The sequence below is a fragment of the Hymenobacter sp. UYAg731 genome (genome assembly GCF_054061335.1).
On the sequence record NZ_JBSSEC010000003.1, the window covers coordinates 245093 to 265255 of the forward strand.

The following is a 20163-nucleotide window of genomic DNA, read 5'->3' on the forward strand; positions in this document are numbered from 1 at the left end:
CGATATACCCGTTTTGAGTATCACGCTTGATTTTATTTCTCCCGTGGCCGCGCCCGCAGCCGACCGGGTGACGCTGTTTGCCGACGTTATTCTGCCCCTGCCGCTGCCCCGGCTCTATACTTACCGGGTGCCGTATGAGTTGAACGACAACGTCGTCATCGGGGGGCGCGTCATCGTGCAGTTTGGGGCCAAAAAGACCCTCAGCTGCATTGTGGCAGCCGTGCATGAAACCGCGCCCAAGGATTATCAGGCCAAGTACATCCTCGAATTTATTGATGACGCGCCGGTGGTCACGCAGGCGCAGCTCAAGCTGTTTCGCTGGATGGCCGACTACTACATGTGTACCATCGGCGAGGTGATTAACGCGGCGTTGCCCTCGGCGCTGAAGCTTAGCTCAGAGTCGCGCATTCAGTTGCACCCGGGCTTTTCGCGGGAGGAAAACGAGTACCCGCTTTCCACGCAGGAAGAGCTGATTGTGGACGCGCTGGGCGTGGTGGAAGACGGCAAAGCCCTGACGTTTACCGAAGTCGGCGACCTGCTCGGCATCACGTCTTTCCACAAGGTCATCAAGTCGCTGATGCACAAGGACGTGATTTTCCTCTTTGAGCACACCGCCGACAAGTACGCGCCCAAGGTGGTGAAGAAGGTGCGGCTGGCACACCATTTCATATCAGAAGCCTCGCTGGAACAGCTCTTTGAGCAGCTCACCAGCAAGCCCAAGCAGCTCGATGTGCTGATGAAATACATGCAGCGCGTGCCCGTGTACCAGAACGAGCACGCCAACCAGAACGGCATCGAAAAAGCTTACCTGGCCAGTAGCCCGCACCTCTCCGCCTCGGCGGTGAATACGCTCATCAAAAACGGCGTATTGGAGCAGTTCGACGTGATTGTGTCGCGTTTCCCGCTCGAAAACGAGGGAGCCATTCACCTGAATTTTGCCCTCACCGAGGCCCAGACTACGGCGCGGGATGAGATTATGGCCCACTTTGGCGAAAAGGAAATAGTGCTGCTGCACGGCGTGACCGGAGCGGGCAAAACCGAGATTTATATCGACCTAATTCGTAAGGCGATGGAGGGCGGCGGGCAGGTGCTGTACCTGCTGCCCGAAATTGCCCTCACCGCCCAGATTGTGACGCGCCTCATGCGCGTGTTCGGCTCGCGGCTGGGGGTTTACCACTCCAAATTCTCGGATAACGAGCGGGTGGAAGTGTGGAACGGTGTGCTCTCGGGCCGCTTTCAAGTGGTGGTGGGGGTGCGCTCGGCGGTGTTCTTGCCGTTTGATAATCTGGCGCTCATCATCGTGGACGAGGAACACGAATCGAGCTACAAGCAGTACGACCCCGCCCCGCGCTACAACGCCCGCGAAGTGGCCCTAATGATGGCCAACTTTCAGGGAGCCAAAACGTTGCTGGGCTCGGCCACGCCGGCCGTAGAAACCTACTACCAGGCCAAGCAGGGCCGCTACGGGCTGGTGAGCCTCACCAAGCGCTTTGGTGAGGCCGGAATGCCGGAGATTGTGCTGGTGGACACCCGCAAGGCCCGCGAGCAGAAAACCATGCACAACCACTTCACCGCCGACCTGCTGGGCGAAGTGGAGCGTACCCTGGGCCGCCAGGAGCAGGTGATTCTGTTCCAGAACCGGCGCGGCTATGCGCCCGTGGTGGCCTGCCAGGATTGCGGTTGGATACCGAAATGCACCAACTGCGCCGTAAGCCTGAGCTACCACAAGCACAGCCACGAGCTGCGCTGCCACTACTGCGGCTACCACGACAGCATGGTGAGCAAGTGCCCCGCCTGCGGCTCGCGGGCCGTAAAAACCCAGGGCTTCGGCACCGAAAAGATTGAGGATGACCTCAAAATCATGCTCCCGCAGGCCAACATCCAGCGGATGGACCTGGACACCACCCGCGCCAAAAACAGCTACCAGCAAATCATCGGCGACTTTGAGAAGCAGACCACCAACGTGCTGGTGGGCACCCAGATGGTGACCAAAGGCCTCGACTTTGCCAACGTGAGCCTCGTGGGCATCATCAACGCCGACAGCATCATCCATTACCCCGATTTCCGGGCCCACGAGCGGGCCTACCAAATGTTTGTGCAGGTGAGCGGCCGGGCCGGGCGCAAGGGCAAAAAGGGTAAGGTCATTATTCAAACGGCCGACCCCACGCAGGTGATTTTCGACAAAGTGATTCGCAACGACTACATCGAGTTTTATAACTACGAAATCGTGCAGCGCCATGAGCACGGCTACCCGCCCTTCATGCGCGTCATCAAAATGACGGTGAAGCACATCGACCAGGGCGCGGGCGAGGCAGCGGCCATCCTACTCACCGAGCAGCTGGTGGAGCGCCTGGGCCGCGCCGCCGTGCTGGGGCCGGAAGCGCCCTACATCTTCCGAATTCGCAATTTTTACCTGCAGGAAATCACCATCAAGCTCGACCGCGCCCACACCGTGCTCAAGCAGGCCAAGCAAATGATTTGCGAAGCCATGGACGTGGTGCGTGACCAGAAGGAGTTCAAGCAGGTTCGCCTCGTGGCCGATGTCGACCCCATGTAAAAGGCCGGCATCAACCCACAGAAAAGCCCCGGCTGCCTTATGCAGCCGGGGCTTTTCTGTGGGTTGATGCCGGCAAAGCCTATGCTTGGTCGAGCAGCCAAAGGATGATGAACACCAAGCCAATGATGGCAAAAATGGCCCCGATAACACCAAAAATGCTGCTGATACCGCTGAAAAGCGAAATCAGCAGGCCCACGAGCAGGAAAATCAAGCCCGTGCGCAGGTTGCCGCTGATGGCTGCCGTTTTAGAAGTCGAGGCCGTATTATCATGCTGCCGCAACGCCCCCGATTTCTGAATCATCTTGTCCATTTTGCGGGTCACCTTGTTCATTGCAATGCGCTGCACCAGATTCAATTTGGGAGCCGGAGCATCCACAACCGCAGTCGGAGCCTGCACGGCCACAGCGGGCGTAGCTACGCGGGCCGTAGTTTGGGTGGCTGGCGTAGCCGCAACTTCCGCAGTAGCGGGCTGAGATTCGGCCATTGCAGCGGGAACTGACGCTACTGCAGGCTCGGCAACGGGCACAGCGGCTGTTTCGGGAGTGGCGGGCACGGGCGTGGCCACACGCGTAACGCCGTGGTAGGAGCTACCCTTGGGCAGCATGGCGTACTCAGAACGGCTGCAGCTGCCCAGCGTGAGGGCACAGGCGGCGAGCGCAATGAATTTGGCGAAGGGAGAAAAACAATTCTTCATAGGTGTGCGGGGTAAGAGAAAACTTGAATGCCCATTCTACGGCAAAAATTGCAAATAGGCGATTCCCTGGAATCACTTTGTTTGCTCCGTTCGTTTTTCAGATTGGTTTCCAGCGTGGTTCGCACTACGGTTCAGCTTGTTTCAGGTCGGGCAGTGGCTGAACGCAGCACGATAAATTGCTGTTGAATAGACCGGATGTGCTTACTTGCGAACCGTATGAGATACTGTTTTTCTACCTGGCAACGGGCTTTGGGTGTAATGGGAGTAGGAACGGGAGCCGGGATACTGGTATTGAGCTGCACGCAGCTACCGGCCGAAACCCGCCCCTCGATGAGCAACGAGCGCCGGATGCAGGCCATGCAGGTGGCCGATACCAGCGGCTATGAAACCGCCTCGCCCCGCGACCCCAACGGCATTGGCACCTATTACCTGGGCCGTCAGATTGCCCACGTAATGGGCCACGAAGGCGCGGGCTGGCTGGAGCGCAGGGGCCGCCGCCAGGAAGAAGGCACCGACCTCCTACTGAAAGAGCTGAACCTGAAGCCCACCGACGTGGTGGCCGACATTGGGGCGGGCACGGGCTTTTTCTCATTTCAGCTGGCCAAAAAAGTACCCAAAGGACAGGTACTAGCCGTGGATATTCAGCCCGAAATGATTGCGGCACTCCAGGAAAACAAGCGCCGGCAGAAGGTAACCAACGTCCGTTCCGTGCTGGGCACCACCACCAACCCCGGCCTGCCCGCCGACAGTGTGGACTTGGTGCTTATCGTGGATGCCTACCACGAGTTTGACCACCCGCGCGAGATGGGCCGGGCCATCCGGCGGGCCTTGCGCCCCGGTACCGGCCGGCTGGCCCTGGTTGAGTACCGCGCCGAAGACCCCAACGTGCCCATCAAGCGCATTCACAAGATGAGCATTGGGCAGGCCCGCAAAGAAATGGCCGCCGTGGGCATGGTCCTGGCCGATTCCATCGAGACGCTGCCCCAGCAGCACCTGCTGCTTTTTCGGCGCAAGTAGTGTAAGCTCCGGCTTGCGACCTTTGCAGGATGAACCCCGACCCGCGCCAGCTTGCCATTCTCGATTTCACCTACCCGCTGCCCACCGGGCGCATCGCGCCCGAACCCCTCCCCGACCGCGCCGCCAGCAAGCTGCTGGTGAGCCGCCATGGCCAGCTTACCGATAAAAACTTCCGCGACCTGCCCGGTGAATTGCCGGCCGGTGCGCTACTCGTCTTCAACGATACCCGCGTGGTGCGCGCCCGGCTGCTGGCCCGCCGGCCCACGGGCGGTCAGGTCGAGTTGTTTTGCCTGGAGCCCGTGGCCCCGCACCGCAGCCTGGAGCTGGCCCTGCAACAGACCGGCCACTGCACCTGGCGCTGCCTGGTGGGCAATGGCCGCCGCTGGAAAGAAGGCCCGGTGATGCTGGATTTCACGGCCGCCGACGGCCAGCCCGCCACCCTGCACGCCGAGCGCCAGCAGCAGGAAGAAGGCACGGCCCTCATTGGGTTTCGCTGGGAGCCGGCCGAGCTGCCTTTTGCCGAAGTGCTGCGGGCCGCGGGCCACCTGCCCCTGCCGCCCTACATCGACCGGCCCGACACGGCCGCCGACGCCGTGCGCTACCAGACCGTGTATGCTGCCGCCGAGGGGGCCGTAGCCGCCCCCACTGCCGGCCTGCACTTCACGCCCGAAATATTGGCAGAATTACAGGAAAAAGGCTTTTCGACCGGCCACGTTACGCTGCACGTAGGCGCGGGCACCTTCCAGCCCGTGAAGGCTGACCGCATGGCCGACCACCCCATGCACACCGAGCCCATTCTGGTCACGGCCGGGCTGTTGCGCCAGCTGCTGGCCCACCGCCCCCGGCCGGTTATCGCGGTGGGCACCACCAGCTTGCGCACCTTGGAAACGCTGTATTGGCTGGGCGTGGGCCTCCTGCATCCATCAAACGCCGCCGCTGAGCCCGCCGCAACCGCCGCAGTCGGGCTGCTGGTAACGCAATGGCAGCCCTACGAGATGGCCGAAGTGGCAGCCCACATCAGCCCCGAGATGGCCCTCACGGCCCTGCTCCAGCACCTGGAGGCCACGGGTACCGATACGCTGCAAGCCAGCACGCAGCTGCTGATTGCACCGGGATACGGGTTCCGGTTAGTCAATGGCCTCATCACCAATTTTCATCAGCCCGAAAGCACTTTGCTGCTGCTCGTAGCGGCGCTGCTGGGGCCAGGCTGGCGCGCAGTGTATAAGCACGCGCTAAGCTACGACTACCGCTTCCTAAGCTACGGCGACAGTTCGCTGCTACTGCCCTGAAGCACCTGAAAAAACCGATTATGGCCGCCACCCCAACTGCGGCACACTCCTTGCATCAACCTTTGTACGCAGGGAGCGTACAAACCCCTCATAACCCTTTTTCTTTCTTTTGACCCCATGAAAAAAGTAACCCTGTTGCTCGCATTCTCCGCTTTCGCTACCGCTGCTTTCGCGCAAACCACTCCTTCGACGGAAGTTAAGACGCGCGACAATGGCACCACCAAAGTGGTAACCAAAACCGGCAAAACCAACGTTGGCCAAGCCCTCGAAAACACGAAAGATGCTGCTGGCAACGTAGCCCACAAAACGGGTAGCGCCATGAAGCGCGGCGCGCACAAAACCAGCCATGCCGTGAAGCACGGTGCCAACAAAATGAGCGCCAAAACCAAAGAAGGTACCGAGAAAATGGAAGCCAAAACCGAATAGTCCTTTCCAAGAGCTGTTCCTTTCCGCTTTCCAGCAAGAGAAGCCCCGGCCTTGGTCGGGGTTTTTTCTTGCCTTATTATGTAGAAATGTGATTACTCCGCGCTGGGTTTTTCGCGCACTTCGTGCAGCACTTTTTCTACCACGCTACGCCCGAACAGGCTAAGGCCCGAATTGAGCACGACCAGGGCCGCCGTGCCAGCCATTATCCACTTTGATGCGGGTTGGCGTTGCTCTTTCAGGCTGCCGGCCCAATGCACCATGCTGGCGCCCGCGCCGATGGTGGCCAGCCCCAGCGGGGCAAAAATCAGCCATTTGGATTTATGCGTCATAGAAAAGAAGGGATGAGGGTGTAATGATGCGCCGCTTGCGCCGATTCAGCTTCCGGGCTGCCATCCGCACGTACCTTTCGGCTTTCTGCTTACGCACCGTGCCGGGCCGTGTTTCGCCTACGGATTTCGCCTTCGCTTTATGACGCCTTACGAACAACTGCTGCACCTCGCCTTCACCGCGCCCAACGACGTGAAGTACTACCTCACCCCCAATGCCTTGCAGGCCTACGACCTGCTGCGCAAAGCTTCGGCGGCGCAACGGCCCTTCCGGTTTGAGCAGGTGCGCCTGGGCCTGGCCATGGGGCTGCTCAAGCTGGTATCGGAACTGGGCGACCACGATGAGAGCCGCCAGGTGCTGGATGTGCTGCACCGCGCCCTGAACGAGGCCCGCTCGCCGGAGGATATTGACCGCATCATCGGCCGGGAGGCGCGCCTGTTCGACCGGCTGTACGAGAACCTGTACGTGAACGAAGAGGGCGAAGAGCTGCTCAACCTCTTCGGCCGCACGCTGGATGCCGATGCGCCCGAGCTGCTGGAAGCAGTAGCGCAGGAAGGCGTGGACCTGGCCCGCACCCTGGATTTCAGCCCCGATGGGGACGACTAAAACGCTTATCGGGACGTTGTGCCCAGCCAGCGTCTGCGCAGTTCAGGCATGACGCGCCAATGTGATTCACCCACCCAAAATCCTCCCCTCCCCATGTTTCTCAGCATTCTTGGTTTTATCATTCTGGTGCTGGGGCTCAATGCCAGCCGCTTCTCCGAACGGCTGGAACGGATGCGCGGTGGCCTCATTTTTCTCGGCGGCGCGTTTCTGATTCTGGGGCTGGCCCTGAGCACCATTGTGCAGGTGGGCGTGGGCCAAGTGGGCGTGCAAACGCTGTTTGGGCAGGTGCAGAAGCGCGTGCTGCAACCCGGCCTGAGCGTGGTAAATCCTTTGGTGGACGTGACCCGCTTCGACACCCGGACGCAGAACTACACCATGTCGGCGCAGCACGGCGAGGGCCAGCAGTCGGGCGACGATGCCATCCGCGTGCTCTCGGCCGACGGGCTGGAAGTCGTGATTGACCTCACCGTGCTTTACCATGTGGTGCCGGAACAGGCTCCCAAAATCCTGGCCACCATCGGCGAGGACTACCAGGATAAAATCGTGCGCTCCATTTCGCGCACCCGCATCCGCGACGGAGCCGTGTTCTACGATGCCGTGGCTTTATACTCGACCCGGCGGGAGGAATTCCAGACCCGCATTCTAGCCGCCATCGAAAAGGATTTCCGCACCAACGGCCTGCAACTCGACCAGCTCCTCATCCGCAACATTCAGCTGCCCGAATCGGTGAAACGCAGCATCGAAAGCAAGATTTCGGCCGAGCAGGACGCGCAGAAAATGCAGTTTGTGCTACAAAAGGAGAAGCAGGAAGCCGAACGCAAGCGCGTGGAAGCCCAGGGCATTGCCGACTACCAGCGCATTGTGAATACCGAGCTGAGCGACAAGCTGTTGCAGTACGAAACCATTAAGGCCAACCAGGCCATTGCCACTTCGCCCAATGCCAAGGTCATCATCATGGGCGGTGGGCGCGGCGCAACGCCGCAACTGCTGCTGGGCGATAAGTAGCCGTTGAACCGGAGCCACGGCCACGAAAAAGCCCCGTCGCAGCTGCGACGGGGCTTTTTTGCGTGCTTGAATCTGCCTACCGGTTAGAAGGTCGGATTTTGCACCAGCAACTCGTTCAGGTTGATGTCGTGCTGGGGGATGGGCAGAATCAGCTTGGGGTCGTTGGCCAGCACGGCGGGCACGGCGGGGTTGTCGGGCGTGGCCGGGACTGCGGGTGCGATGGTGGCATTGGTCCGCTTGAGGTCGTAGATGTGGAAGCCTTCGAAAGCCAGCTCCAGCTGGCGCTCGTGCAACACGTCTTCGAGCGTGACGGCGGTGAGCGGCGTTGCGCCCGACCGCGTCCGGATGCGGTTTACGTCGGCCAACGCATCGGCGGCATTGCCGGCTCGTACATCGGCTTCGGCCCGGATGAGGTACATCTCGGCCAGGCGAATGATGGGAATGTTCTGGCCGTAGGTGCGGTATTTGAGGCTGCGCAAGCGGCCGGGCCGGGCACCATCGCCTAGGTAGATGAGCTTGCGCGTGGCCGAAGCCGCCAGCGAATCGGTGCCGCGCGCGTCGCTATCCTCGTACTGGGTCGAGAAAGCGGGCAGTATCCGCACATCGCCCCGGCCCACGCCGCCGTCGCTGGCGAAGTAGGTAGCCAAGCCGTCGTTGGACGTGCCGGCGTTGTTCTGGTCGTTTTGCTGAAGCTCAAACAGGGTTTCGCTGCCGTTGCGGTTGGCGAAGATGGCGGCCACGGAGCCGGCCAGCGACTTGCCGCTGTTGGTGATAACCTCATCGGCGGCCGCGCGGGCATCCGTGAAGTTGCCTTGCTGCAAATACACGCGGGCCAGCAGCGCCTCGGCGGCGTAGGTGGTGGCGCGGGTGCCGTTGCTTTCCGGCAGCTTCTGCATGGCCATTGTCAGGTCGTCAATCACCTGGGCGTAGACCTGGGCCACGGTGGCGCGGGGCAGCTTCACGGTGGCCTGGTCAACGGTCGTGTTGGCCGAGAGCGTGATGGGCACGCCCAGCTGCGCATTGGGGTCGCCGGGCTGGTATTGCTGCGCGTAGAGCCGGACCAGCTCGAAATACATGGTACCGCGTACAAACCGCGCTTCGCCTTCATACTGCGCCTTCAGGCTGGCACTGGTGACCACGGGCAGGGCGCTGAGCACCAGGTTGGCCTGGTTGATGTCCTCGTAGGCCCGCTGCCAGATGCCGGCAGCCGTTGTGTTGAGCGACGTGAACGCCGACCGCGTCGCAATCTGGCGGTAGTTGGTGAACGTGCCATCCCAGCGGATGTAGCCTTCGGGGCCGATGAGTTCGGGCACCAGAATCAGGTCGGTACCGTACAGGCGCGGGTCGTCGAGCTTGGCGTACAGGCCCACCACGGCCCCGCCCACTTTCTCGGGCGTGGTGAGGGCCACCGAAACGTCGATGCCCTGTTGCGGAGCAATTTCCAGGGGGTCTTTGCAGCCGGTGAGGCTCAGCCCCAGGGCCAGGGCCAGCACGGCTGACCCAATAAATGTATGTTTCATATCGGAGAGGAAGTCAAAAGATTAAAAGCCCAGGTTCACGCCGGCCAGGAAGGTTTTGGCCAGCGGCGGCGTATAGAAATCGTGCCCCAGTACCGTGTTGGCATTGAAGAGACCCGATACCACCTCGGGGTCGTAGCCGGTGTATTTGGTGAATGTGGCCAGGTTCTGGCCCGTCACGTACACCCGCACCGATTGCAGGTAGCCCTTTTTCACCAGGTCAGCGGGCAGATTGTAGCCCAGGGTGAGGTTTTTGAGGCGGAAGAACGAGCCGTCCTGAATCCAGCGCGACGAGGTGCCCGTGCCGTTGCCTTCGCCGAAGCGGGCCTGCGGAATGTCGGTGATGTCGCCTTTTTTCTGCCAGCGGTTGAGCTGGTCGATGGTCTGGTTGTCGAAGAAATCGCCGTTTACCGACTGGTAGATGCCCGCGCCGTTGTAAATGTCGTTGCCGTAGGTGAACTGGCCCAGGCCACTAAAATCGAAGCCTTTGTAAGACATATTAAGCGTCACGCCGCCCGTGTATTTCGGGTTGGGGTTGCCCAGCTTCTGGTTGGGGGCGGTAGCGTAGTCTTTGGTCTTCGAGCCATCGGCATTGTAATAGAGCGCATTGCCGTTGTCGGGGTCAACCCCGGCGTACTTTTTACCCCAGAATACGCCAATGGGCTCGCCCTGGCGCACGCGGCTCAGCGTGTTGCCGCCGGGAATGATTTCATCCTTTAGCGTAGTGATGACGTTGCGGTTGAACGAGATGTTGCCGCCCACGCTCAGCTTAAAGTCGCCGTCCAGCACGCGGCCGGTCAGGGCCAGTTCCAGGCCACGGTTGCGCAGCGAACCGATGTTTTCGGTGATGATGCTGTAGCCGCCCGTGAAGGGAAGCTGGCGGTTGAGCAGCAGGCCGTCGGTGGTTTTCTGATACACGTCGGCTTCGCCGGTAATGCGGTTGTTGAGAAGCGCGAATTCTACGCCGATATCAACTTGCTTGGTGTTTTCCCAGGTCAGGTTGACGTTGCCCAGGCGGGTACCGCCCAGTGCCACCGTGGTAACCGGGGCCGTGCCCGACTGGTCGGCGTAGGGCAGCGCCGCAAACAGCGAGCGGGAAGCCAGGTTGGCAATTTCGGCGTTGCCGGTGAGGCCGTAGCTGGCGCGCAGCTTCAGGAAGCTCACCACGGCGTTGTCCTTCAGGAAACTTTCTTCCGAAACCACGTAGCCCACCGAGCCAGCCCCAAACGTGCCGTACGGGTTGTCCTTGCCGAAACGCGACGAGCCATCGCGGCGGATGCTGCCCGACACCAAGAACTTGTTGCGGAACGCGTAGTTCAGACGGCCAAAGTAGGAAATAAACGAGAAGCCCGTGCCAAATGACTGGTTGCCACTGGTTTTCACGGCAGCGCTGGCAATGCGGGTAAACTCCGACGTAGGGAAGCCGCGGCCTTCGGCGGCCGTCAGCTTGGTATCGGAGCGCTGGTAGGAGTAGCCGGCCAGGGCTTCAAAGCGGTTGTCATCGCCGAGGTTGAAGCCGTAGGTGGCCGTGTTGTTGGTGGTGTAGTTGATTACCTGGGTCTGGGCGCTGTAGGCGTAGCCCGTGGAGCCGCCGTCCTGCGTGCCGGCCCCGCGCACCAGGTCTTCGTTCAGGTTCAGGAAGTCGCCGCCCACTTCGGTGCGCAGCGTCAGCCCTTTCAGCGGCTCCCAGCTCAGAAAAGCCGTGCTGAAGGAGCGGAAGTTGCCAGCGCGGTTGCTGCCCAGCTGCTGGTCGAGCAGGTTGTTGTAGTACAGCGTGTTGGGGTTCAGCTTGCCCGATGTGGGGTCGTATACCGGCTGCAAGGGCGGCAGGGCGTTCAGCTGCAAGGGGTTGGCAAAGGCATTGTCATCCGAAACCCGGTCATTCACCGAGCGGGTGAGCGAGAGGTTGATGCCCACTTTCAGCTTTTCGTAGATGCTGTGGTCGAGGTTGAGGCGCACACTACCCCGCCGGAAACGGTTGCCGATGATGATACCCGTCTGGTCATTGAACGTGCCGCTCAGGTAAAAGCGCGTTTTGGCGTCGCCACCGGCCACGCTCACATCGTACTGGCTCACCGAGCCGTGGTCGCGGAAAGCCTGGTCGCCCCAGTTCACATCCGACTTCGAGTTGTAGTCAATTCCGCCAAAATCGGCGAAAACAGAGGCTACATCCGGGTAGGCGTTCGGGTCGGTGGGGTCTACATAGCCCGCGTTGAGAATGGCTTCGCCAAACAGCTCCTTGTACTGGGCCGCGTTCAGGAATTTCCGCTTGCGGGTGGGCGTGCTGCGGCCCACGTAGTAGCCCACGTTCACCTTGGTCTGGCCCTGGCGGCCTTTTTTGGTGGTCACGAGCACCACGCCGTTCGAGGCGCGCGAGCCGTAGATGGCCGATGACGAAGCATCCTTGAGGATAGAAATGCTCTCGATGTCGTTCGGATTGAGGTCGGCCAGCGGGTTGGCCCCGTCGGTATTGGCCTGCGACTGGTCCTGCGAGGTCACCGGAATGCCGTCAATCACGTACAGCGGCTGGTTTGAGGCCGTAACCGAAGCCGAACCGCGCACCCGAATCTGCACGCCCGCGCCCAGCTTGCCCGAGCCCTGGCTGATGGCCACGCCCGGCGTGCGACCCTGAATGGCCTGCTCAAAGCTCACCACCGGCTGGTTGGCCACGTCCTTGGCCGTGAGCTGGGTGACGGCCCCCGTCAGGTCGGCTTTCGTTTGCGTGCCATAGCCCACCACAATGGCTTCGGTGAGTTCGGTGGTGCTGGCGGCCAGCGTCACGTTGAGCGAAGTCTGGCTGCCCACGGCCACCGTCTGCGCTTTGTAGCCTACCGAGCTGATTACCAGCGTAGGATTGGGCTGCACGGTTAGGCTGAAGTTGCCATTGGCACCGGTGCTGATGCCGTTGGTGGTGCCTTGCTCCAGCACCGTAACCCCGGGGATGCCCCCGCCATCGGACCCGACCACCCGGCCGCTGATGGCCCGGCTTTGGGCCCAGGCCGAGGCAGAATACAGGCACGCCGCAAAGAGCAGCAGCAGTCTTAAATGAGTAATTAGTTTGTGTTTCATGAAAAATGGTTGGTTAACTGTTAAAAATGAACGAACCCCCGAATAGCAATTCGGGTAAAACGCAAAAAAAGCTGCCCGAAAACAAAAGACTGGCAATATTTTCATCCACCTAGTGCCAATCTCCTACCTCAAGATGCCTAAACGAAGGTAATTACACATCTTGAATTTATCCTTTCCATTAACATTTTCCGGCAGCCCTGTCATACTTCCCTACCTTTACCGCGCCATTACCCGCAGCGCTCCATCACCAATGCCGCTGATTTTTTCTTTGCTTCTCAATGCCCACCATTCATTACCTCACCACGGCCGAACCCATTGCCGCTGCCGCCGCGCACTTTGCCACCTTGCCGCGCATCGGCATCGACCTGGAATTTGATGATATGCGCCACCGTTATGGCCGCCACCTGGCACTTATTCAGGTGTTTGATGGCAACGAGGTGTATCTGATTGACCCCTTGCCCCTGCCCAACATGGCTGCCGACCTAGAACCGCTGTTCGCGGTGCTGCGCGACCCGGCCGTGGCCAAGATTTTCCACTCCTGCAAGTCAGATATTCTGTTGCTCGACGAGGTGTTCAGCGTCAATTGCCGCAACATCGTCGACACCAGCGTCCAGTTTACTTTATTGGCCGCCGAGGACAATAATATTTCGCTGGGCCGCCTCATTCAGTCCGAGTTAGGCTTTGAAGTTGACAAAGGCGAGCAGAAATCAAACTGGCTGAAACGCCCGCTCACGGAGGCACAAAAGGAGTACGCGGCGAACGACGTGCTCTACCTTTTTGAGCTCACCGACCGCCTCAGCGCCCGCCTCCAGGAGCTGGGCCGCGCCGACTGGGCCGCCCAGGAAAACCTGGCCCTTGAAGCTGTTCGCTACGGCCGCGACGACCCGCGCCCTTGGTCGCGCAACGCCGCCAAATTCAAGATTTCAGCCCAGGAAATGCCCATTTTTCGGGAGCTGTACATGCTGCGCGACGCTGTGGCCCGGCAGCTTGACCGCCCGCCCTACCACGTCCTTAGCAATGACCGGCTGGCCGAGCTGGCCCGCAACCCGCTCGAAACGGCCCTCCAGTTGCGCACCGCCAACGGCCTGCACCCCGAGCTGAAGCGCCCGCCCTACGCCGAGCAGCTACTGGCCATTGGCACCACCGATTTGGAGCCCGATGCCCCGCTGCCGGCCGACCAGCGCAAGTTCCCCTTCCGCCGCCGCCTTAGCGGCCCCGCTGCCGCCCGCGCCGATGCTCGCGAAGCCCTGCTTATGGCCCTGAAAGGCCACCTGGCCACCGACCACGGCAGCACCATGGCCAACATGGTACTCAGCAACCGGCTCATCGCCGACATCATTGAGCTGGGCACCGAGGCCGCCCTGCGCCCCTGGCAGCAGCAGCTCCTGAAAGGTTCGGCCGAGAAGCACGGCGAGGATTACGCCTCGATTGAGCAGCCTTTCTAGACCACGGATTCGCTCGGATTTTTCGGATTAATCGGATTTTGTGGGCGGCGCATCTTTCCGCGTAAATGCATAAAACAGAAAAGGCCACTCATGAGAGTGGCCTTTTCTGTTCAATTCGAGAAGCTCGTTCGCAGTGTTAATCGTCCACAAAATCCGATTAATCCGAAAAATCCGAGCGAATCCGTGGTCTAGAATTGCGCTTCCTCCGTGCTGCCTACCAAGGCGGCAGTGCTGGTCTGATTACTGGTCACTACGTTCTGCACGGCATCGAAGTAGCCGGTACCCACAAAGGATTGATGCTTCACGGCCTGGTAGCCATCCTTCGCCAGCGCAAACTCCCGCTCCTGCAACTCCGAGTAGCCGGCCATGCCGCGCTGGCGGTAGGCCTGCGCCAGCTCAAACATGCTGGTGTTGAGGGCGTGAAAGCCAGCCAGCGTGATAAACTGAAACTTGTAGCCCAGCGCGGCCAGCTCCTCGCGGAAGGTTTCCATCTGCTCCACGCTTAGCTTGGAAGCCCAGTTGAATGAAGGTGAACAGTTGTAAGCCAATAATTTGCCGGGGTATTGGGCATGAATGGCTTCGGCGAATTTACGGGCCTCACCCAGGTCGGGGTGCGAGGTTTCCATCCAAATCAGGTCGGCATACGGCGCGTAGGCCAGGCCGCGGGCAATACCAGCTTCCACCCCGCAGCGAATGCGGTAGAAACCCTCGTTGGTGCGCTCGGCTTCCTGGAGGATGAAGGGTTGGTCGCGCGGGTCTACGTCGGCCGTGAGCAGGTCGGCGGCGTCAGCGTCCGTTCGGGCCACGATGAGCGTGGGCACGCCCAGCACGTCGGCGGCCAGGCGGGCCGCCACCAGCTTGTTGATGGCCTCCTGAGTAGGCACCAGTACCTTGCCGCCCAGATGGCCGCATTTTTTGGCCGACGACAGTTGGTCTTCGAAATGCACGCCGGCGGCTCCGGCCTCAATCATCATCTTCATCAGCTCAAATGCATTCAGATTGCCGCCGAAGCCAGCCTCTGCATCGGCCACGATGGGTGCGAGGTAGTGAATGTCGCTCCGGCCGTCGAGGTGCTGAATCTGGTCGGCGCGCAGCAGGGCGTTGTTGATGCGGCGCACCACGGCCGGTACGCTGTCTACGGGGTACAGGCTTTGGTCGGGGTACATATGGCCCGCGCCGTTGGCATCGGCCGCCACCTGCCAACCGCTGAGGTAGATGGCCAGCAGGCCGGCCTGCACTTCCTGCACGGCCTGGTTGCCAGTAAGCGCGCCCAGCCCGGCCACGTACTCGCGGGTGTGCAGCAGTTCCCAAAGCCGCTCAGCCCCCTGCCGGGCCAGCGAGTATTCGATGTGTACGGAGCCTTGCAGCTTCACCACATCCTCGGGCGAGTACGGGCGCTGGATGCCAATCCAGCGGGGATTATGGGCCCAGTCGAGGGCGATTTCGGCGGCGCGTTGGGTTTGCGTTTTCATGGGACTTGGGGGTTAGGTTTGGGCAAAAGGGGACCGGGCTGCTTGTTGGAGCAGCTTTTTTGGGGTTCGGAAGTGGGATGTAGCGTGGACTCTGTGAGTCCACGCTACAGCGGGTTACGCCAGCTGCTCGTAGGCCGGCACGGTCAGGAATTCGATAAAATGCTCGCTCATCACCAGCTTATCAAACAGCCGGGCCGCGTTCAGGAAATGACCTTTTTCATAAGTTTCCTCCCCTACCTGAGCTTTTATTTTTTCCAGCTGCCCGGGCACCAGCGAGCGGTACAGCTCCGTGGTTACGGGGCGGCCATCGGCCAGCACCGTGCCCGGCGTATGCAGCCACTGCCACACCTGCGCCCGGCTGATTTCGGCCGTGGCCGCGTCCTCCATCAGGTTGTAAATCGGCACGCAGCCGTTGCCGCCCAGCCAGGAAGCCAGGTATTGAATGGCCACGTCGATATTCATTTTCAGGCCGTCTTCGGTGATGTTGCCGGTGGGCGCTTGCACTAAATCGGCGGCGGTGACATGCATGTCGGGGCGCTTGTTTTCGATTTGGTTGGGGCCGGGCATGAGGCGATTGAAGACTTCGAGCGCCACGGGCACCAGGCCAGGATGGGCCACCCAGGTGCCGTCGTGGCCGTTGGTGGCTTCGCGGATTTTGTCTTGGCGGACTTTTTCCAGCGCCGCATCGTTGGCGGCGGGGTCGTTTTTGATGGGAATCTGGGCAGCCATGCCGCCGATGGCGTGTACGCCTCGGCGGTGGCAGGTTTGCACCACCAGCGCCGAGTAGGCGGCCATGAAGGGCACGGTCATCGTCACCTCGGCGCGGTTGGGCAGGCGGAACTGCGGATTGAGGCCCAGGCGCTTGATGTAGCTGAAAATGTAGTCCCAGCGCCCGCAGTTGAGGCCGGCGCTGTGCTCCCGCAGCTCGTACAGGATTTCATTCAGCTCGAAAGCCGCTGGCAGGGTTTCAATAAGCACCGTGGCTTTGATGACGCATTTGGGCTGTTTCAACGACCATTGCGCGAAGCCGAACACATCGTTCCACAAGCGGGCTTCGAGGTGGCTTTCGAGCTTGGGCAGATAGAAGTATGGGGCCGTGCCCCGGGCACAGAGCTCGTGGGCATTGTGGAAATAGTAGAGGCCGAAATCCAGCAGCGAGGCGCTGATGGGTTCGCCATCGACCAGAATGTGCTTCTCCACCAAATGCCAGCCGCGCGGGCGTACCATGAGTACGGCGGTTTTCTCGTTCAACCGGTACTCTTTGGTGGGCGTGCTGAGCGAGATGGTGCGGCGCACGGCATCGCGCAGGTTAATCTGGCCCTGGATGACGTTGGTCCAGGTGGGCGCGTTCGAGTCCTCCAAATCGGCCATGAACACGCTGGCTCCGGAGTTCAGGGCGTTGATAATCATCTTGCGCTCCACGGGACCGGTGATTTCCACGCGGCGGTCGAGCAGGTCGGCGGGCAATGGCGCTACCGTCCAGTCCTGCTCACGCAGGCGCTGGGTTTCGGGCAGAAAATCGGGCAGGATGCCGGCGGCAAAATCGGCCTGGCGCTCGGCGCGGCGCATCAGCAGCGCCTGCCGGGTGTGGTCGAAGCGGCGGTGCAGCTCGGCCACGAAGGCCAGGGCCGAGGGCGTGAGAATTTCGGCAAAGGCCGGCGAGTAGGTGCCGAGGACCTTCACCCGCTCGGGGGTGAGATAAACTGGCGGAAGGGCGGGAGCAACGTCGATGAAAGTCATGGCTGATTCAGGTTAATGGTGAGCAATGAGTGGCAGAAGTTTGTTTTCAGTGATTAGACCTGATGCTTCTTGGCCGGGCCTGACACAAACATACGCTGCGAATTTTATTTTACCAGCGAATATTCGCTAATAAAATAAAATTCGCTAAAATCATGTCTTTAGCTAAGCCGCCGTAGCTTCGTTAAAAGAACCTGTGTGGGGAATGGTGCCGGTTTATGCGGTGAGCCCCCGCTGACTGCAAAGCCAGAATTTTATTTTCCCTATGCTCAATCACGGCCAGGTCGTTCGCCTCATTTTTGGTCTCAAGCTGCGCGAGCTGCGGCAGGAGCGCAGCCTCAGCCCGGCCGAGCTGGCGCGGGTCTGCGACGTGTCGGTGAGCTACCTGAACGAGATTGAGAAGGGCAAGAAGTACCCCAAGGCCGACAAGATTCTGAGCCTGAGCAAGGCCCTGGACGTGCGCTACGACCAGCTCACTTCGCTGGAGCTGCCGCGCCGCCTGGAGCCCATCGGCGAGCTGCTGAACTCCAAGCTGCTGAAGGAGTTTCCGCTGGAGATGTATGGGCTGGAGCCGGCCCGCATCATCGAGCTGATTGCCAATGCGCCGGCCCGAATGAATGCCTTCATCAGCACGATTTTCGAGATTGCGCGCAACTACGAGATGCGCCAGGAACACCTGTTTCTGGCCGCGCTGCGCTCGTTTCAGGAGATGCACGACAACTACTTTGAGGACCTGGAGCAGGACGTGCGCGCCTTCGTGGGCAGCCACCAGTTGAGCACTGCCGCGCCGTTTGACCTGAACCAGCTGGAGCGCGTGCTGACCCAGGAATACGGCTACACGCTGGACCGCGAAACGCTGGGCCGGCACGCCGTGGCCACCCAGGCGCGGCTGCGGAGCGTGTTTCAGCCCAAAACCAAGCGGCTGCTGCTGCGGCCGGGCCTGAGCCGGGGCCAGCAGGCCTTCGTGCTGGGCCGCGAGGTGGCGTTCAATTACCTGAAGCTGACGGAGCGGCCCTACGTGAGCAGCAGCCTGCAGGTGCGGTCCTTCGATGAGGTGCTGAACAACTTCAAGGCTTCTTACTTTGCCGGGGCGCTGCTGATGGAGGAGGAAAGCCTGCTGCGCGACGTGAAGAAGGTTTTCGGGGCCAAAAAATGGCAGCCCGAACTGCTGCTGAGCCTGATGACGCAGTACGACGTGAGCCCCGAGATGTTTATGCAGCGCCTGACCACGCTGCTGCCGCGCCATTTCGGGCTGCAAAGCCTGTTCTTCCTGCGCTTCGACCAAGCCGATTCCCTCGCGCCCTATGAGCTGACCAAGGAGCTGCACCTGGCCCGCCTGCACAACCCCCACGGCAACGAGTTGAACGAGCACTACTGCCGCCGCTGGGTGAGCCTGCGTCTGCTGGACGAGGCCCGCGCCCTGCCCCTGCCCGACACCGCCGAAGCCCCCGTGACCGTGGCCGGCGCGCAAAAATCCCGCTACTTCGGCACCGAGGATGAATACCTCTGCTTCACGCTGGCCCGCGCCGGCACCCCCACCCAAATGGCCCTGAGCGTGACCATCGGCCTGCGCTGCGACGACAACCTGAAGCAGCACGTCCGTTTCCTGGCCGACCCGGCCCTGCCCTTTCGCATCGTGAACGAAACCTGCGAGCGCTGCCCGATTGCGGACTGCGAGTCGCGCGCGGCGGCCCCCACCGAAATTGTGCGGCTGGCCGAACGGGCGGCCTTTGAGGCGGCCGTGGCGGAGCTGGTGGAAGGCAAAGTCTGATGCGGCGCGGCTACTTAATCGGCGGGATATTATTGGTGTTGCTGCTCGGCGTGGCAGGCTATGTGGGGTGGCGCGTGGCATACCGCCCCAACGTCACCGCCTTTGCCGAAGGCCCGGCCTACCTATACATCCGCACCGGCACGGGCTACGCGGCGGTGCTCGATTCGCTTGAAAAACACGAGCTGCTCATCGAGCCCGCCACCTTTCGCTGGATGGCCGAGCACCACGACTACCCGCCCCACGTAAAGCCCGGCCGCTACCGCCTCGACCCCGGCATGGGTAACCTCGACCTGTTGAAAATGCTGCTGCGAGGCCACCAGGACACAGTGCGCTTCGAGCTCAAGCCCTTTCACTACCTCGACCGCCTGCCCCGACAGCTGAGCCGGCAGCTCGAAACCGATTCCTTCAAGCTGGAGCTGTTGCTCGGCGATAATGAGGGCCTGCAACGGCGCTACCACCTCGATACCTGCACCATCCGCACGATGTTCATTCCGGGCCAGTACCGGCTGCTGTGGAACACCAGCGCCCCGGTTTTCCTCGATACCATGGCCGCCCGCTACCGCCGGTTCTGGCGGCCGGAGCGGCAGGCCCGGGCCGATTCGCTGAAGATGACCCGCACCCAGGTGAGCGTACTGGCTAGCATTGTGCAGCGCGAAACTGCCCAGCCCACGGATAAGCCCCTCATCGCCGCCGTCTACCTCAACCGCCTGCGCAACGGCCAGCCCCTGCAAGCCGACCCCACCCTGCTTTGGCCCCTGCACGGCCTGGGCACCCGCAAGCGCGTGCTCAACGTGGACAAGAAAGTTGACTCCCCCTACAACACCTACCGCCACAAGGGCCTGCCGCCCGGCCCCATCACCACGCCGCTGCCCGGCTCGCTGCTGGCCGTGCTCAAACCGGCGCACAACAAAAACCTGTTTTTCTGCGCCCGGCCCGACGGCAGCGGCTTCTCCGATTTCGCCGAAACCTACGCCGCGCACAAGCTGAATGCCCGCCGCTACCAGCACCGCCTCGACAGCTTGGGCGTGAAGCGCTGAAAAAAGACTTTAAGCGTAATCGATTTGAACTGTATACCAATAAACTAGTATCAAAACCGTATCGACCGCGCCCCAACTGCTTTAAAATCTTGTTTGAAGGGGTGCGGCCGTCACCGGAAGGCCTCAAATACGATTTTAAAGCGGTCTGGTCGTTACCGAAGGGCATCCCACAGGTATTCAGGGCACTCCGGCCG

The 20163-nt window shown here is 61.1% G+C and carries 15 protein-coding genes; 9 read left to right on the forward strand and 6 right to left on the reverse strand.

Annotated elements, in window-relative coordinates; genetic code table 11:
• The first annotated feature begins 13 nt into the window (after positions 1–13).
• Positions 14–2557 carry a replication restart helicase PriA gene (priA, locus tag ACVWYF_RS09175; RefSeq protein ID WP_457066967.1) on the forward strand — a complete coding sequence of 848 codons (2544 nt, stop codon included), beginning with the start codon at positions 14–16 and terminating at the stop codon, positions 2555–2557.
• 79 nt (positions 2558–2636) lie between these two features.
• Here the strand turns inward: priA and ACVWYF_RS09180 are convergent, their stop codons facing one another.
• Positions 2637–3251 (reverse strand): hypothetical protein, encoded by a 615-nt coding sequence (locus ACVWYF_RS09180; RefSeq protein WP_457066970.1) that lies wholly within the window; start codon positions 3249–3251, stop codon positions 2637–2639.
• 216 nt (positions 3252–3467) lie between these two features.
• On the opposite strand from ACVWYF_RS09180, the gene ACVWYF_RS09185 reads away from it, so the two are divergent.
• The 3 genes from ACVWYF_RS09185 (at position 3468) to ACVWYF_RS09195 (ending at position 5983) form a co-directional block, all read left to right on the forward strand.
• Positions 3468–4268, forward strand: a complete 801-nt coding sequence (locus ACVWYF_RS09185; protein ID WP_457066973.1) for a class I SAM-dependent methyltransferase — start codon at positions 3468–3470, stop codon at positions 4266–4268.
• 29 nt (positions 4269–4297) lie between these two features.
• Positions 4298–5557: an S-adenosylmethionine:tRNA ribosyltransferase-isomerase gene (locus ACVWYF_RS09190; RefSeq protein ID WP_457066976.1), complete on the forward strand. Its 1260-nt coding sequence runs from the start codon at positions 4298–4300 to the stop codon at positions 5555–5557.
• A 117-nt stretch (positions 5558–5674) separates the two neighbouring features.
• Positions 5675–5983 carry a hypothetical protein gene (locus ACVWYF_RS09195; protein WP_457066979.1) on the forward strand — a complete coding sequence of 103 codons (309 nt, stop codon included), beginning with the start codon at positions 5675–5677 and terminating at the stop codon, positions 5981–5983.
• A 92-nt stretch (positions 5984–6075) separates the two neighbouring features.
• Here ACVWYF_RS09195 and ACVWYF_RS09200 read toward each other — a convergent pair whose 3' ends face one another.
• Positions 6076–6312 (reverse strand): hypothetical protein, encoded by a 237-nt coding sequence (locus tag ACVWYF_RS09200; protein WP_457066982.1) that lies wholly within the window; start codon positions 6310–6312, stop codon positions 6076–6078.
• A 139-nt stretch (positions 6313–6451) separates the two neighbouring features.
• Here ACVWYF_RS09200 and ACVWYF_RS09205 point away from each other — a divergent pair, with 139 nt between their 5' ends.
• Both ACVWYF_RS09205 and ACVWYF_RS09210 read left to right on the forward strand, forming a co-directional pair.
• Entirely contained in the window at positions 6452–6916 is a 465-nt protein-coding gene (locus tag ACVWYF_RS09205; protein ID WP_457066985.1) for a hypothetical protein, read from the forward strand.
• Between the two features lie 93 nt (positions 6917–7009).
• The gene (locus tag ACVWYF_RS09210) at positions 7010–7921 is read left to right on the forward strand and encodes a prohibitin family protein (protein WP_457066988.1); all 912 of its coding nucleotides are present in this window, start codon (positions 7010–7012) and stop codon (positions 7919–7921) included.
• 83 nt (positions 7922–8004) lie between these two features.
• On the opposite strand, the gene ACVWYF_RS09215 is transcribed toward ACVWYF_RS09210, so the two are convergent.
• A complete protein-coding gene (locus tag ACVWYF_RS09215; RefSeq protein WP_457066991.1) occupies positions 8005–9441 on the reverse strand; it encodes a RagB/SusD family nutrient uptake outer membrane protein in 1437 nt (478 codons plus the stop codon).
• Positions 9442–9462: 21 nt separating this feature from the next.
• On the reverse strand, positions 9463–12507 hold the full coding sequence (locus tag ACVWYF_RS09220) for a SusC/RagA family TonB-linked outer membrane protein (RefSeq protein ID WP_457066994.1): 3045 nt from the start codon (positions 12505–12507) through the stop codon (positions 9463–9465).
• Positions 12508–12785: 278 nt separating this feature from the next.
• On the opposite strand from ACVWYF_RS09220, the gene ACVWYF_RS09225 reads away from it, so the two are divergent.
• Positions 12786–13952 (forward strand): ribonuclease D, encoded by a 1167-nt coding sequence (locus ACVWYF_RS09225; protein ID WP_457066997.1) that lies wholly within the window; start codon positions 12786–12788, stop codon positions 13950–13952.
• Between the two features lie 188 nt (positions 13953–14140).
• Here the strand turns inward: ACVWYF_RS09225 and aceA are convergent, their stop codons facing one another.
• Together aceA and aceB are read right to left on the reverse strand one after the other, a co-directional pair.
• Positions 14141–15424, reverse strand: a complete 1284-nt coding sequence (aceA, locus tag ACVWYF_RS09230; protein ID WP_457067000.1) for an isocitrate lyase — start codon at positions 15422–15424, stop codon at positions 14141–14143.
• A gap of 114 nt (positions 15425–15538) precedes the next feature.
• Entirely contained in the window at positions 15539–17164 is a 1626-nt protein-coding gene (gene aceB / locus ACVWYF_RS09235; RefSeq protein ID WP_457067003.1) for a malate synthase A, read from the reverse strand.
• A gap of 262 nt (positions 17165–17426) precedes the next feature.
• On the opposite strand from aceB, the gene ACVWYF_RS09240 reads away from it, so the two are divergent.
• Both ACVWYF_RS09240 and mltG read left to right on the forward strand, forming a co-directional pair.
• On the forward strand, positions 17427–18932 hold the full coding sequence (locus tag ACVWYF_RS09240; RefSeq protein WP_457067006.1) for a helix-turn-helix domain-containing protein: 1506 nt from the start codon (positions 17427–17429) through the stop codon (positions 18930–18932).
• A complete protein-coding gene (gene mltG / locus ACVWYF_RS09245; protein ID WP_457067009.1) occupies positions 18932–19969 on the forward strand; it encodes an endolytic transglycosylase MltG in 1038 nt (345 codons plus the stop codon). Before ACVWYF_RS09240 ends, mltG begins: the two co-directional genes overlap by 1 nt.
• Positions 19970–20163: the final 194 nt, after the last annotated feature.